Raw genomic sequence first — 14,415 nt, 5'->3', positions numbered from 1 at the left:
CATGAATGAGCAGGCTCCCGTTATTGCCGTATTGCTGACCGAAAAAACCCGCCGGATGATGCTGGACGACGCGGCGATTGCCCAGTTGAACGCCCTTGGCGAGGTGCGTTGGCCGACCGGCGCCACAATCGACGCCACCGATGTCGACCACCTGCTGCAAGGCGCCACGGCATGTCTCACCGGATGGGGCACGCCGCCCTTCGATCCTGCCGCGCGCCAGCGCCATCCGCAACTCGCCCTTGTCGCCCATTCGGCAGGCAGCGTCCGCACACTCGTTCCCGCCCGTTTGTTCGACGATGGCATTCGCGTCACCCATGCCGCCTCAAAAATTGCCGCCTCGGTTGCCGAGTTCGTCGTCGCCGAAGCGCTGCTCGCCATGCGCGGCATTCATCGGCTGCATCATCAATTGCGCAACGGCGGGGAATGGCTCGACGTCCGCGCAGCCGTGCCGCAGAGATTGCTGGGCGCCAGAACGGTCGGCATCGTCGGCGCCGGATATGTCGGACGGGCGGTCATGCGGCTGCTCGTTCCATTCGGCTGCCGCGTGTTGGTCGCCGATCCCTTTCTCCATGATAGCGAAGCTGCTGCGCTCGGCGTTTTCAGTGTCGGGTTGAACGATATGCTGGCTCAGAGCGATGTGATCTCGCTGCATGCGCCTGTCCTGCCCGAAACGCGCCGCATGATCGGCGCTCGCGAACTGGCGCTGCTGCGCCCCGGCGCGCTGTTCATCAATACGGCGCGCTCGCAACTGGTCGACGAGGCAGCGCTGCTTGCCGAGATCCGTTCCGGCCGCATCGAGGCGGCTCTGGACGTCTTTGACGACGAGCCGCTGCCTCCGGATAGTCCGTTCCGCGATCCCGCACTGGCCAATGTCACCATTTCGCCGCACGCCGCCGGTCACACCGAAGAGGCGCATCTCGCCCAGGGACAGGCCATGGTGGATGAAATCGGCCGGCTGCTTCGCCGCGAACCGCTCCAGCATGAAGTGTCGCGCGCCATGCTCGATCGCATGGCATGACCATGGACAGAACCATTGGAGGTTGCGTGACGGCGCCGCGCATCAGACTCATCGAAATCGACGCCTTCGAGCGCGACATCAGCCTGCGCCTGCCGTTCCGCTTTGGCGCGGCAACTCTCGAAAAGGCACCGCAAGCCTTTCTCAGGGTCCGCGTCGAGGATGAAGAGGGGCGAACCGCCCTTGGCGTCGCCGCCGAGATGATGGTACCGAAATGGTTCGACAAGAACCCGGCGCTGACGCCGGCGCAGAATGTCGATCAGTTGCGCACCTCGATCCGCACTGCTGCGGCCGCTTCGCTCGAACAGTCGGCGCCGACGACATTGTTTGCCGCAGCCCGCCTGAACGAGATGGAAACCGTGCGACGCCTGCCTGGAAATCCGTTGGCCGCCGGTTTTGGTCCGTCGCTCATCGCCCGCGCCGCGCTCGATGCCTATTGCCGCCTTGCCGGCATTTCCTTCTTCGAGGCGGTGCGGGGCAATCTCGTCGGTATCAGCGGCCCCATGCTGCCCGACGATATCGACGTGGATGCAGCGTTGGCGGTGCTTTCCGATCTTCGCCCTGCCGGCTCGATCTTGGCCCGGCATACGATCGGGCTTGTCGATCCGATCAGCGACGGCGATGTCGTCCATCCCGTCGATGACGGCCTGCCGGAAAGTCTTGAGGCGGTGATTGCGCGCTATGGCAACCGCTGGTTCAAGATCAAGCTTTCGGGCGCGATCGATGCCGATATCGACCGCCTGACCAGGATCGCCGCCGTGCTGGACCGCCTGCCCGACTATCGGGTGACGGTCGATGGCAACGAACAGTTTGGCGGCGCCGAACAGCTCGCCGCCTTACTGGCGCAAATCGAGGCGACGCCTCGGCTGGCGAGGTTGCGCGCGGCCATTGCCTTTGTCGAACAGCCGTTCTCGCGCGCAATCACCATGGACACGCCGTTGGGGGATCTGGCAGCGCAATTGCCCTTCCTGATCGATGAGAGCGACGACGGCGATGGCGCCTTCGCCTCCGCCAGGCGGCTTGGTTATACCGGCGTCTCCTCGAAAACCTGCAAGGGCATTTACCGCTCGCTGCTGAAGGCAATCCGCATCAGAACCGGAACGGTGCCGGGACTGTTCCTCTCGGGCGAGGATCTGACCTGCCAGGCTGGGCTTGCGGTGCAGCAAGATCTGGCGCTGGTCTCGCTGCTCGGTCTCTCCCATGTCGAGCGCAACGGCCATCACTATGTGGCCGGCATGCAGGGGGCGTCGCAGGCGGAGAAGGCGCGCTTTGCCGCGGCCCATCCCGATCTCTACGAGGAGGGTGCCGACGGACCGCTGCTGTCGATCCGCGATGGCCGGATCGCCATCGATTCGCTCGGGGCAGTCGGCTACGCGAGCGGCGCCTTGCCCGATTTCGAAGCGATGACGCCATTGTCATGACGGCCGACAACGGTCAGCATGAGAGATAGGGAGTGCTGCCCTGTCGAACTGTTTGATCTGTCCGGCAAACGCGCCCCGATCACCCGGAGCATCTCATCAATCACCCCGTTCCACCAATTGAAATGTCTTCCGACAGAGCATCACGCTCTATTCGAACGTTTTCTGGGCTTGATTGGATCCTATGTCCTAGGAAACCGGAAATTGAGGTATGATGAATTGTAATACAAAACTGAATCACCGCAATAACGCGCGCGCGACGGGAAATACAATAATAGTCAAAAGCGGAGTTAAACTTGAACACCCATCGCGAGACCTCGGCAAGTATAACTTTCCGCTCCGCGAAGCGGCAACACAGAATATTTCGATGTGCCTTGGACACACGACACTCCGGATTGAACTGAGGTCGAACTCTAATAGCCGCGCGGATGTTAAGCGCGGTTAAGGAAGTGTAAAGTTTGGTAAAGGTTCTGCGGCGCATGCGAGGTACGCTGCTGGCAGAAAGCTCTATGCAGCCAAAAGGAACGAGGGCACTGCAACCAAGGTGATGAGTGCCCTGGACTATCGCGTTCCAGAAGATGCAGGACGCGCAGGCGGCGCGAGGCCGCCTGCGGGGGAACACGTCCCGCGGTCTTGTTCCGGGGGAGGGAATTCGACCGAAGAGGTTGCCATGAAGGTCGCCGGGCGTCGCCCGTATCGGGCGCTGGACCATCTAGCCAATAGTTCACCGAAAGCAGTCATCTCTGACCTTGCCCTCGCTTCGAAAGCTCGGGCTTGAAGGTGATCGCCGCGCGATCGTTGGATGCCTGCGGTTCCGAGTCGGCCGTATCAGGCCCGGTCCGGCGCACAAGGCGCTTGAGCGCCTCGTTGAGGTCGTCGACGAAGGTGAAGATGACAGGGATGACGATGAGGCTGAGCAGCGTCGACATCATGACACCGCCGATCACCACGATCGCCATTGGCTGCCGGAAGCTGGAATCGCCACCTGTCAGGCTGAGAGCGACCGGAAGCATGCCGAATGCCATGGCGATGGTGGTCATGATGATCGGTCGCGCGCGCTTGTGGCAGGCATCGACAAGGGCATCGAACCGCGACATGCCCTGGCGACGCGACATGATCGCGTATTCGATGAGAAGGATGGAGTTCTTGGTCACCACGCCCATGAGCATGAGCAGTCCGATGACGGCCGACATCGAGAAGCTGGTTCCGGTCACCACCAGCGGCACCAGCGCACCGCCGAGCGAGAGCGGCAGAGCCATCAGAAGGGTGAGTGGCTGCAGGAAGTCGTGGAAGAGCAGGACGAGGACTGCGTAGATGCAGAACACGCCGATCGCCATTGCGAGGCCAAAGCTCTGGAACAGCTCCGAACTGCGCTGAAGTTCGCCCTGTTCGACAAGAGTGACCCCCGGCGGCAGACGCCGGAGCGCCGGCAGAGCCTGCGCCTCGCGGTTGACGTCGCCCAGGATGCGGCCGTTGAGCTCGACGGAAAGAGTGACATTGCGCATCCGGTCGATGCGGTCGATCTCCGACGGGCTGCCGCCGATCCGGATATCGGCGATCGATCCGAGATCGACATTGCCGTTCGTTCCAGCCACCCGCATGTTCTTGATGTCGTCGAGCTTCGTACGTGTCTCGGGGCTGAAGCGAACGACGATCGGAACCTGGCGCTGCGGCAGGTTGAGCTTTGGCAGATCGGCGGAGTATTCCCCATTCGTCGCCACGCGCACGGCCTCGGCGACGGCGCTCGACGTCACCCCGAGCGCTGCTGCACGGGCGAAGTCGGGCGTGATCTGGATCTCCGGCGCCTGCCTGGCTGCGGTCGATGTCACCGCGCCGATGCCCTGCAGCGTGCGGAGCTGCTCTTCGAGCGCCGTGCTTGCGCTGTCAAGCGCGTTGGCATCGTCACTGGCAAGGGTGATCTCCAGCTTCGTGCCGTTGCCGCCGCCGCCGACCGCGACCCGCACACCGGGAAGGACCGAGAGAGCCTGCCGGATGTCGTTTTCGATTTCCGACTGTTTGCGATCGCGCTCGCCGATGGGCGACAGCACAGCGACGATCGTCGCAGATCCGACGTTGCTCGTGGTGCTGGCGTCGGGGCCACCGCCCGAGGATGCGGAACCGATCGAGGAAAAGACATGTGTCACGTCCTGGAGCTTGCCGACGATATCGGCGGCCTTGGTGGTCGTGGCGTCCGTCTGCTCGATAGTCGCACCCGGCTGCATGGTGAGCGTGATCTGAGCTCGCGCGTCGTCGGAAGCGGGCAGGAAGCCGGATTTCAGGAGTGGGATGGTGGCAAGCGAAAGCGCGACGACAACGGCAGTCACGGCCACCGTGGTCTTCCTGCGGTTCATGGCGGCTTTCACGATTGCCAGATAGGCGCGCATGACGCGGCCGTCCTTTTCCTCGGTCGGATGGGCCTTCATGAAATAGGCGGCCATCATCGGCGTCAGCAAGCGTGCGACGACGAGCGAGACGAGGACCGCCACTGCTGCGGTGATACCGAACTGGCGGAATATAAGTCCCGGTATGCCGCTCATGAAGGCCGTCGGCAGGAAGACTGCGACCAGCGTGAAGGTGGTTGCGATGACGGCGAGCCCGATCTCGTTGGCCGCCTCCAGAGCGGCGTCGATCGGCCGCTTGCCCATCTGCAGGTGGCGCGCGATGTTCTCGACCTCGACGATGGCATCATCGACAAGGATACCGACCACGAGCGACAGCGCCAGCAAGGTGACGATATTCAGGCTGAAGCCGGCCAGGTACATGAAAAGGAAGGTCGGTATGACCGACAGCGGCAGCGCCACGGCCGACAGGATCGTCGCACGCCAGTCCCGAAGGAAGAGCCAGACGACGATGATCGCCAGGATCGCCCCTTCGTACAGCATGTGCATCGAACCATCGTAGTTGTCGATGATCGGCCCGAGCGTGCTGTAGGCCTCCTCGATCTCAACGTTGGAATGCGCGGCTGCGAACTGTTTCATCGCCTTGTCGACGTCGTCCGCGACACCGCTATCCGAAAACCCGTTCGAGCGCTTGATCTCGACCGCGACCACCGGTTTGCCGTCGAGATAGGCCATCGAGGACCGCTCCGCGAAGCTGTCCGTAACGGATGCGACATCGTCGAGACGAACCTGCTGCCCGTTGGCGAGGGGAATTCTAAGCTCCTTCAGAGCATCGACCGACGCCACGGCGCCGAGCGTGCGCAATGTCTGACGGGTGCCGCCGATCTCTCCAAGGCCACCTGAAGTATCGGCCTGAACCGACTTCAATTGCGCCGACACAGTGGTCGCCGTCACGCCGAATGCGGCCATCGTCGTCGGATCGAGGTCGACGTGAACCTCGCGGTCGACACCGCCGATGCGGTTGACCTGTCCGACGCCCGGTACCGACAGGAGCGCCTTGGTCAGATCGTTGTCGATGAACCAGGAGAGCTCGGTTTCATTAAGGGCGGTAGACTGGATGGCATAGGTGACCAGCGCCGAACTCTGCACGGTGACTTTGGTGACGCTTGGCGTTTGCATCTGCGCCGGCAGATCGGCCTGTGCGCTGTCGACGGCGTTGCGGACCTCGTTCAGGGCCGTTTCGCTGTCCTTCTCCAGTTTGAAGGACACGCTGATCGACACCGTGCCATCGGTGATCGTCGTCGTGACGTGGTCGAGATAGCTCAGCGAGGCAAGATTGTCCTCGATCGTGCGGGCGACCTCCGTTTCGAGCTGCGCCGGCGCGGCGCCATCGAGCGTCGCGGTAACTTTGATGGTCGGGAGGTCCATATCGGGGAAGTTCTGGACCGGTAATTGCTTGAATGCCAGCAAGCCGCCGACGGCAAGCATCGCAAAGAGCAGGATTGCCGGTACGGGATTGCGGATCGAAAATGCGGAAAAGTTCATCAACCTTCTCCCGCAGTCTTTACGAGATCGTTGTCGGACAGAAACGCTCCGCCCGACGTCACCACTCTCGCCGACTTATCTATGCCGGAGACGATCTCGACTTCGCCGTCGTTGCGGCGGCCGGTCTCGATCCGCACCCGCCTTACCCGCTTGTCCTCGCCGGCGGTGAAGACGTAGTTTATGCCGTCGCGGAACACGATCGCCGTCTCCGGAACCGTCAGTGCCGGCGTGGTCCTCAGTTCGATTGTGCCGGTGACATAAAGGCCGGTGCGCGGCTGAATATCCTGGGGAAGCGCGACATAGACGATCGCCCGGCTTGTATTGGTGTCGATCGAAGGTCCGACGAGCCTTACCTTGCCCTGAATGGGACGTCCGTCCGGCCCATCGATGTCGACGCTCAATCCTTCCGAGATGCGTGAGAGGTAACGAGCCGAAACCTCGGCCTGCCATTCGACCCGCTGCTGGCGGACCAGGCGAAACAGTTCGGTGCCCGACGAGACGACCGCGCCGAGTTCGGCCGATCGCGAGGTTACGAGACCGTCGTCGACGGCCGTGACGGTTGTCTGGGCGAGCTTGATCTTCTGGCTGTCGAGCGCCGCCTCTTCAGATTGAAGACTTGCCGTCGCCGTCTGTTCGTCGGCGAAATATTCGACGATCTTTTCATCCGAGAGGGCGCCCGAAGAGCGCAGCTGGCGAGCCCGATCGGCATTGGCCTTCGCCTTTGTCAGGTTTGCCTGAGCGGTCACGACGGCCGCCTCCTGCTTGCGAAGGTCGGCCTGCACGCTGTCCTGCGACATCAGGACGAGGGTCTGCCCCTTCTTAACCACGGAGCCGACGTCGGCCAGGATCTCGGTTACGCGCAGACCACTCGTCTCGGAAGCGATGATGGCTTCCTGCCAGGGCTTCAGCCAGCCGCTTGCGGGAACGGTTTCCGGCCAGTCCCGCTCAGCCGGCGTCACCAGCGAGACGGTAAGGGCGGGTGCGGCGGATTGATCCGCCATGGCATTGCGCAGGGGAAGCAGGAGCGCTGCTGCAACAAGAGCGGCAGCGAATATTCCAGACGGTTTTCTCAACGATGCACTCCTTGTGGTCAAGGCATCGCTGCCTTTTCCCGATCCGCGCCAACTCGACGGATGATTGCCGCTCATGCGCGGCAACCGGCCTCGGCGCGCGTCTATGTCATGGAAGGATAAGTAACGGGGTAAACGTTAAGTGCGGTCAAGTTAGTGTTAAGTTAGGTAAAACTCGGTCGCGCGACTGTGTTTGTGCTGTATGGCTGACAAGGATCAATGACGGACGAAGTGAATGAACAAGGTTCTCCTCATCGACGACGATGCCGAGCTGACGACGCTTCTGCAGGAATATCTGGTCGAAGAAGGATATGAGGTCGTCACCGATACCGACGGTCGCGCCGCGATTGCCGCTGCGGCCGGCAATACGGTCGATATTATCGTGCTCGACATCATGATGCCTCGGATGAACGGGATCGAGGTTCTGCAGAGGATCAGGAAGCTCAGCCAGGTTCCGGTCCTGATGCTGACCGCAAGGGGCGATGACGTCGACAGGATATCGGGCCTCAATCTCGGCGCCGACGACTATGTGCCGAAGCCATGCTCGCCGGGCGAACTTGCGGCGAGGTTGCGCGCCATTCTCCGTCGGGCGGGCCAGCCTGCGGCCGGCGCGACGACCGACACGATAAGGGCGGGAAAACTCGTGATTCATCCGAGCAGCAGGATCGCCGAATGGCGCGGCGAAAGCTTGGAACTGACCGGCACGGAATTCAGCCTGCTCGAGGTCCTCGCTCGCAGCGCCGGCCAGCTCGTGTCGAAGCAGGACATTTCGAAGCGGGCCTTCGGCAAGCCGCTGACCCCGTTCGATCGCCGTATCGACGTCCATATCAGCAGCGTTCGTCAGAAGCTCGGACTGAGGGAGGACGGACAATCCTGGATCCAGTCCGTTCGCGGCCAGGGCTATCAACTTCTCGTGGACTGACCATGCCCCGGCTTTTCTGGAAATTCTTCACGACGATCTGGCTGACGATGGCGGCGACAGTTGGCGTGATCTTCCTGCTCGTCAATTTTCTCCAGGGGGTTCCTTTTGCGCGCGAACTGGAGGAAGAGCGGCGAGCGATCACCCTAAACTTGACCGCAAACGTGCTCTCAAGAGATGGCGAAGATGCCGCCACGTATTTCGTGCGCACAAACGAAGAGACGCTACCGCCTGGCCTGACGATTTCCAAAACTGCGAAAGCCGATGCCTGTGCGGTTCCAAAGACCGTCGATACAAGATCCGTCCTCAAGGACGGGATTTGCTATCAGATTTCCTTGCCGGTTCAGGCCAGTTTCACCTTCGACAACCTTGGTCCGTTCATACCGTGGCTCGCGATCCTGATTTCGAGCACGATATCGGCAGGCGCACTTGCCCGGTACCTCATTCGTCCCGTCGTGCATCTGCGTGATGGCTTGAGCGCGCTCGCCCATGGCCGCTTCGACTTCCGCATCGGTGACAAAATGGCCGGCCGAAAGGACGAGGTCACCGCGCTTGCGCATGACTTCGATTCCAGCGCCGCCCGGCTTCAGGAGCTGCAGGATGCGCAGCAGCGGTTGTTCCATGATGTCTCCCACGAGCTGCGTTCGCCTTTGTCCCGCCTGCAGGCCGCTGTCGGCGTCCTCCGGCAGAGCCCGGCGAAACTCGGCGCCATGCTGGACCGCATGGACCGGGAGGTCGAACGGCTCGATGCGCTGGTCGGCGAAGTTCTGACGCTTGCTAGGTTGACTGCTGGATCCAGCCGGCCGCTGAAAACGCACACGCTTGATGTCATCGAGCTCCTGAACGAAATCCTCGGGGACGCGGCATTCGAAGCCCAGGCACGGGAGGTGTCGATCACAACCAGTGTCGAGGGCACCTTCCGCGCCGAGGTCGAAGGTGAGCTGATCTACAGGGCGCTCGAAAACGTCGTCCGCAACGCCGTCAAATACACGGCCGAGCATTCGCACATATCAGTGGCTTGCGAGGCGACGACCGACCGCCTCAAAATCTGCGTCACGGATCAGGGGCCAGGTGTCAGGCGAGACGAACTCGAACGGATCTTCCAGCCATTCTCACGTGGGACAGAGGCCGTGCCAAGAGGCGGATACGGCCTGGGTCTGGCAATCACCAGGCAGGCGATCGAACGCCATGGCGGGCGCGTGCATGCGTCATTGCCTGATGGCGGTGGCCTGGCAATCACCCTGGAGCTTCCCAGGAAGCCGATGCCCTATGGCTTGGCGGACGAACACGCCTGAAGACCAATCGACGAAGTTTGAGGCGGCGGTGGACGATGCCGCGCAGCTCTGCGGAACCGAGATCTGCGACGGGACCCGGATTTTACCTAACTTTACAGTGTCTTTACCGCCATTAACGTTGGCGCCGCTAAGCCTGAACCTACGATCCCGGTTCAGAAAGCTCGCCAGTGAGTCCGTCGCTCTGCACGAAAATATCATCCCTGCGCTACGCCGCATCGGCGATCACGCTTCTGCTGGCAGGCTGCGTCAGCGGCCCGGATCACGTTCCCCCACAGATGCCGCTTCCCGCCAAATTCAAAGAGGGCGGCACCAGGAGCAATGGCAATGTCGTGACGGCGCAGTGGTGGACGGCCTATCGTGACAAGCAGCTCGATGGCCTGGTAGCTCATGGCCTCAGCGAGAACCTTGATGTGCTGCAGGCGCTCGAGCGCATCAATTCGGCTTCCGCCAATGTCACGGTTGCCGGCGCCGGTGGCCTGCCCAGCCTCGATGTCGGCGCATCGCACACCGTATCCGGCGAGAAGGGTTCTGCGCGTACGACGATCGGCACCACGAACACGACAGGCGGCGAGGCCAGCCTTTCCTGGCTGCTCGACATCTTTGGCCAGTACCGTCGCTCCAGGGAAAGCGCAATCGCCTCGCTTGGGGCCGCCTACGCAACGGCCGACGATGCCAAGCTCACCTTCCTGAAAGACCTGGTCGAGAGCTATATCGACGCCCGCTATTACCAGGAGCGCATCGCGCTTTCACAGGCGAGCTTGAAATCCCGCCAGCAGACTTACGAACTCACAGAGCTGCAGCTCAAGGCAGGTGCAGCCTCCCGCCTCGACGTCGTTCAGGCCGAGGGCCTGGTACAGTCGACAAAGTCCGACATTCCCGGCCTCGAACAGAGCTTCACCGAATCGGCCCATCACATTGCCACTCTGCTCGGGATGCCGGCGGCCTCGCTGATGGACGAGCTGCAGAAAAGCGCCGGCCAGCCGGTTTTCCGCGGCGACATTCGAGCTGGCATTCCGGCCGATCTCATCCGCAACCGTCCCGATATCCGCAAGGCTGAACGCGAGCTGGCGGCGGCCGTTGCCGATATCGGTGCTGCCGAAGCCCAGCTCTACCCGTCGATCTCGCTATCCGGTTCGATCTCGCCGAGCTGGGTCAAATCATCCGGTGCCAGCGGCGGAACTTTGACCAGCTGGTCCTTCGGACCGACGCTCAGCCTGCCGATCTTCGACGGCGGCAAATTGCGTGCGAATGTCGATATCGAAAAATCCGATGCCAAGACCCAATATCTCGCCTGGAAAGAGGCGGTGCTGAACGGGGTCGAAGAAGTGGAAAACGCCCTGTCGGCCGTTCGCCATGACACGCAGACGTTGGAACCGCTGCGCAGACAGGTGAAAACGGCGCAGGAATCGCTCGCGCTTTCAACGACGAGCTATAAGGACGGCGCCTCGTCGCTGCTTGACGTCCTGGACGCTCAACGTTCGGTCTCCGATGCCCAGGCAAGCCTTGCAGCCACCGTGCAGCAGGTTGCCAAGGACTATGTGGACCTCTACGTCGCCATTGGCGCCGGCTACCTGATGGAAGAAGGGCAGAACGCTCCCGAGCGAACGGCGAAGTCAGACTAATTGGCCGAAGACGGTCAAGCGGGCGCCTCGCTGGCTATCTGCCTGATATCTCCAGGATGCGGATCGCGAGCTTGAGATGCGGCAGGTCCAGCATGCGTCCGTCGAGCTGAATGACGCCTGCGTCGGGCCTGGCGGCGAAGGCAGCGGCGACTTTCTCGGCCCAGGCGATTTCGGATGCATCCGGCGTGAAGGCGTGATTGATCACTTCGACCTGGCTTGGATGGATGGCCATCATACCGGAAAAGCCGTCGCGCCTGGCGCGGCCGACATAGGCCCTGAGACCGTTGAGATCGCGGAAATCGGGATAGACGGTGTCGATTGCCGGAACGGCGGCGGCATGGGCGCCGAATAGTGTGAGCGAGCGGGCAAGCTCGTAAGGTGGCGTATAGCGGCCATCCGTCCTCCGCGCGGTCGTAGCCCCCATCGCGGCGGGCAAATCCTCCGCACCCCATGTCAGGCCGCAGAGGCTGGTCGAGACATCCCGGTAGCTGCCGATCTCGAAGATCGCGGATGGCGTTTCGGTTGCGATCGGCAAGATGGGAATTGCAGATGCAAGAGAGCCCGCGAGCTTCAGCACCGAGGCGGCACCCTCGGCCTTCGGCAGCATGATCGCGAAAGGATGAAGGCCGCTCAAAGCGGCAAGGTCGTCTTCGAATTCTGGCGAGGCGAGGGGATTGATGCGGATCAGAAGAGGGGTCTCGCCGGCATGATGCAACACGAACTCGTGCACGCTCTCGCGCGCTTTCGGCTTGTTTAGGGGCGCAACCGAATCTTCCAGGTCGAGAATGACGGCATCGGCGCCTGAGACGAGCGCCTTTTCGAAACGTTCCGGCCGGTCACCGGGCGCAAAGAGCAGCGAGCGCAGCCTCATGACGGCTTCACCTTCAGCATTGCCGTGCGCAGGCATTGGCAGACGATCTCGCCGCGCTGGTTCAGTGTCATGTGTTGGAAGGTGACGATGCCGGCATCGGGGCGGGAGTTCGAGCGACGCAGTTCCATCACCTCAGTTTCCACCCGCAGCGTATCGCCGATGAAGACCGGCTTTGGCATCGTCACCTTGTCATAGCCGAGATTGGTGACGAGCGTGCCGAGCGTGGTGTCGCCGACCGAAAGGCCGACGGTGAGCGCAAAGGTGAAGGTGCCGTTGACGACGATCCGGCCGAATTCGGTGCCGGCCGCATAGTCGGCATCGAGATGCAGCGGCTGCGGATTATGGGAGAGCGTCGTGAAGAGCAGATTGTCGGTCTCGGTGACCGTGCGACGGATGTCGTGGGCGATGCGGTCGCCGACCGTCCACTCGTCGAAATAACGGCCGGCCATCAATCCTGATCCTTCACAACGCTGACGACGAGTTGGTTTTCCGAGACCCTGATACCCGAGGAAACCTGCAGTTTTTCGACGATTCCATCGAAGGGTGCGCGCAGCGAATGTTCCATTTTCATCGCTTCGACTGTCAGCAGGCGGTCCCCCTTGGCGACACGATCGCCTTCGGCGACATCCACCGAAATGACGAGGCCGGGCATGGGTGACAGAATCGCGCCATCGCCGGCACCCTGACTTGCCTCGACTTCACTTGCGACGGGCAGGCTGATCGGCCAGGCATTGCCGGCGTCGAAAAGCACCGTCGTTTCACCGATCGTGACGGCATTTGCCTCAAGCTCCCGACGTGATTGCCCCCAAAGGAGGTGCTCGCCGATACGGATGCGCACCCTCTTGTCATCCGCGCCGGCGATGCGGAACCCGGCAAGCGCGGACCAGGGATCACCATCCGTATTTCTTGAAAGCACAGTGGCCGCGGTGTCGATCGCGATTTCGCTCGGCTCCGTCGCCACCAGGCTATCGCCATGGCGGTCGAGAAAGCCAGTATCGATCCGAGCTGCGCGAAAATCCGGATCGACGGCGATGCGGGCAAGCAAGCCGGCATTGGATTTGACCGGCCAGACCTCGATACCTGCGCAGGCGGCTGCGAGCTTCGAAAGTGCGGCCTCGCGGTTCGGCCCATGGGCAATGACCTTGGCAATCATCGGATCGTAGAAGGCGGTGATGTCATCCCCTTGCTCGACACCGCTATCGACACGGACGGACTCCGGCAGGCTGAGATGTTCGAGCCGGCCGGTCGAGGGCAGATAGCCGGCGGCAGGATTTTCGGCATAGAGCCGGGCTTCGAAGGCCCAGCCATTCATGGCGATCTCGTCCTGCATTTTCGGCAAGGGTTCGCCGCTAGCGACCTTCAGCTGCCAGAGCACCAGATCCTCGCCAGTAATCGCCTCGGTGACGGGGTGTTCCACCTGCAGCCGCGTATTCATTTCCATGAACCAGATGCGATCTTCGCGAAGGCCCTCCGAGGCATCGGCGATGAATTCGATGGTGCCGGCGCCGACATAATTCACCGCTCTTGCGGCTTTCACCGCCGCATCGCAGATCGTCGCGCGGGTGGCGGCATCGAGGCCGGGGGCAGGGGCCTCCTCGATGACCTTCTGGTGGCGGCGCTGCAGCGAACAATCGCGCTCGAAGAGATGAACGCAATTGCCGAACATGTCGGCGAAGACCTGCACCTCGATATGACGCGGATTGGCGATATAACGTTCGATCAGAACCCGATCGTCGCCGAAGGAGGCGGCCGCTTCACGGCGGCAGGAGGCGAGAAGTTCGGCGAAATCTTGCGCGCGCTCGACGCGGCGCATGCCCTTGCCGCCGCCGCCGGCAACGGCCTTGATGAGCACGGGATAACCGATGGTGTCCGCCTCGGCCGCCAGCCTCTCTTCGCTCTGGTCCGGCCCGAGATAACCGGGGGTCACAGGCACGCCGGCCGCCTGCATCAATTCCTTGGCGGCATCCTTGAGACCCATCGCACGGATGGCGGCGGGCGGCGCGCCGACCCAGATGATCCCGGCCTTTTCCACCGCTTCGGCAAACTCGGCATTTTCCGAAAGGAAACCGTAGCCGGGATGGATCGCCGCAGCGCCGGCTTTCCGGGCGGCCTCCAGGATGTGTTCCTGCGAGAGATAGCTTTCGCGGGCCGGCGGCGGGCCGATGGCGATCGCCTCATCCGCCTCCCTCACAAAGGGCAGGCCGGCATCGGCTTCGGAATAGATGGCGATGGTGCGGATGCCGAGCATCTTGGCGGTGCGGATGATGCGGCGGGCGATTTCGCCCCTATTGGCAATGAGAAGACTTTCCATCATCGGCGCC

General features: G+C 62.2%; 10 protein-coding genes. 5 read left to right on the top strand and 5 right to left on the bottom strand.

The window, feature by feature from the left end:
- The first annotated feature begins 1 nt into the window (after position 1).
- Both ELH03_RS32105 and ELH03_RS32100 read left to right on the top strand, forming a co-directional pair.
- The gene (locus ELH03_RS32105; RefSeq protein ID WP_130767365.1) at positions 2 to 1,018 is read left to right on the top strand and encodes a hydroxyacid dehydrogenase; all 1,017 of its coding nucleotides are present in this window, start codon (positions 2 to 4) and stop codon (positions 1,016 to 1,018) included.
- Positions 1,015 to 2,436: an enolase-like domain-containing protein gene (locus ELH03_RS32100; protein WP_128405252.1), complete on the top strand. Its 1,422-nt coding sequence runs from the start codon at positions 1,015 to 1,017 to the stop codon at positions 2,434 to 2,436. Before ELH03_RS32105 ends, ELH03_RS32100 begins: the two co-directional genes overlap by 4 nt.
- 734 nt (positions 2,437 to 3,170) lie before the next feature.
- Here ELH03_RS32100 and ELH03_RS32090 read toward each other — a convergent pair.
- Together ELH03_RS32090 and ELH03_RS32085 are read right to left on the bottom strand one after the other, a co-directional pair.
- Complete coding sequence (locus tag ELH03_RS32090; RefSeq protein ID WP_130767364.1) at positions 3,171 to 6,317, bottom strand: efflux RND transporter permease subunit; 3,147 nt, start codon at positions 6,315 to 6,317, stop codon at positions 3,171 to 3,173.
- On the bottom strand, positions 6,317 to 7,390 hold the full coding sequence (locus ELH03_RS32085) for an efflux RND transporter periplasmic adaptor subunit (RefSeq protein ID WP_128405254.1): 1,074 nt from the start codon (positions 7,388 to 7,390) through the stop codon (positions 6,317 to 6,319). Before ELH03_RS32085 ends, ELH03_RS32090 begins: the two co-directional genes overlap by 1 nt.
- Positions 7,391 to 7,622: 232 nt before the next feature.
- On the opposite strand from ELH03_RS32085, the gene ELH03_RS32080 reads away from it, so the two are divergent.
- The 3 genes from ELH03_RS32080 to ELH03_RS32070 all read left to right on the top strand — a co-directional run bounded on the left by ELH03_RS32080 (position 7,623) and on the right by ELH03_RS32070 (position 11,223).
- Positions 7,623 to 8,309 carry a response regulator gene (locus ELH03_RS32080; protein ID WP_105010368.1) on the top strand — a complete coding sequence of 229 codons (687 nt, stop codon included), beginning with the start codon at positions 7,623 to 7,625 and terminating at the stop codon, positions 8,307 to 8,309.
- Positions 8,310 to 8,311: 2 nt separating this feature from the next.
- The gene (locus ELH03_RS32075; RefSeq protein ID WP_130767363.1) at positions 8,312 to 9,601 is read left to right on the top strand and encodes a HAMP domain-containing sensor histidine kinase; all 1,290 of its coding nucleotides are present in this window, start codon (positions 8,312 to 8,314) and stop codon (positions 9,599 to 9,601) included.
- A 167-nt stretch (positions 9,602 to 9,768) separates the two neighbouring features.
- Positions 9,769 to 11,223 carry an efflux transporter outer membrane subunit gene (locus ELH03_RS32070; RefSeq protein ID WP_128411074.1) on the top strand — a complete coding sequence of 485 codons (1,455 nt, stop codon included), beginning with the start codon at positions 9,769 to 9,771 and terminating at the stop codon, positions 11,221 to 11,223.
- 34 nt (positions 11,224 to 11,257) lie between these two features.
- Here the strand turns inward: ELH03_RS32070 and ELH03_RS32065 are convergent, their stop codons facing one another.
- From ELH03_RS32065 to ELH03_RS32055, 3 genes are read right to left on the bottom strand one after another with little or no spacing between them, the layout of a single operon-like run.
- Positions 11,258 to 12,094: an HpcH/HpaI aldolase/citrate lyase family protein gene (locus tag ELH03_RS32065; protein WP_128405257.1), complete on the bottom strand. Its 837-nt coding sequence runs from the start codon at positions 12,092 to 12,094 to the stop codon at positions 11,258 to 11,260.
- Complete coding sequence (locus ELH03_RS32060; RefSeq protein ID WP_128405258.1) at positions 12,091 to 12,543, bottom strand: MaoC family dehydratase; 453 nt, start codon at positions 12,541 to 12,543, stop codon at positions 12,091 to 12,093. Before ELH03_RS32060 ends, ELH03_RS32065 begins: the two co-directional genes overlap by 4 nt.
- Complete coding sequence (locus tag ELH03_RS32055) at positions 12,543 to 14,408, bottom strand: acetyl/propionyl/methylcrotonyl-CoA carboxylase subunit alpha (protein ID WP_128405259.1); 1,866 nt, start codon at positions 14,406 to 14,408, stop codon at positions 12,543 to 12,545. Before ELH03_RS32055 ends, ELH03_RS32060 begins: the two co-directional genes overlap by 1 nt.
- Positions 14,409 to 14,415: the final 7 nt, after the last annotated feature.

This window comes from Rhizobium beringeri (genome assembly GCF_004306515.1).
Lineage (GTDB): Bacteria > Pseudomonadota > Alphaproteobacteria > Rhizobiales > Rhizobiaceae > Rhizobium > Rhizobium beringeri.
The sequence above is the reverse complement of the archived record's forward strand: the minus strand, read 5'-3'. Positions and strand labels throughout refer to the sequence as shown.

What these genes read in the sequence shown, in the direction of transcription:
- ELH03_RS32105 (WP_130767365.1), top strand. Translation starts at nt 2, where the DNA reads ATGAATGAGCAGGCTCCCGTTATTGCCGTATTGCTGACCGAAAAAACC.
- ELH03_RS32100 (WP_128405252.1), top strand. Translation starts at nt 1,015, where the DNA reads ATGACCATGGACAGAACCATTGGAGGTTGCGTGACGGCGCCGCGCATC.
- ELH03_RS32090 (WP_130767364.1), bottom strand. Translation starts at nt 6,317, where the DNA reads ATGAACTTTTCCGCATTTTCGATCCGCAATCCCGTACCGGCAATCCTG.
- ELH03_RS32080 (WP_105010368.1), top strand. Translation starts at nt 7,623, where the DNA reads ATGAACAAGGTTCTCCTCATCGACGACGATGCCGAGCTGACGACGCTT.
- ELH03_RS32075 (WP_130767363.1), top strand. Translation starts at nt 8,312, where the DNA reads ATGCCCCGGCTTTTCTGGAAATTCTTCACGACGATCTGGCTGACGATG.
- ELH03_RS32065 (WP_128405257.1), bottom strand. Translation starts at nt 12,094, where the DNA reads ATGAGGCTGCGCTCGCTGCTCTTTGCGCCCGGTGACCGGCCGGAACGT.
- ELH03_RS32060 (WP_128405258.1), bottom strand. Translation starts at nt 12,543, where the DNA reads ATGGCCGGCCGTTATTTCGACGAGTGGACGGTCGGCGACCGCATCGCC.
- ELH03_RS32055 (WP_128405259.1), bottom strand. Translation starts at nt 14,408, where the DNA reads ATGATGGAAAGTCTTCTCATTGCCAATAGGGGCGAAATCGCCCGCCGC.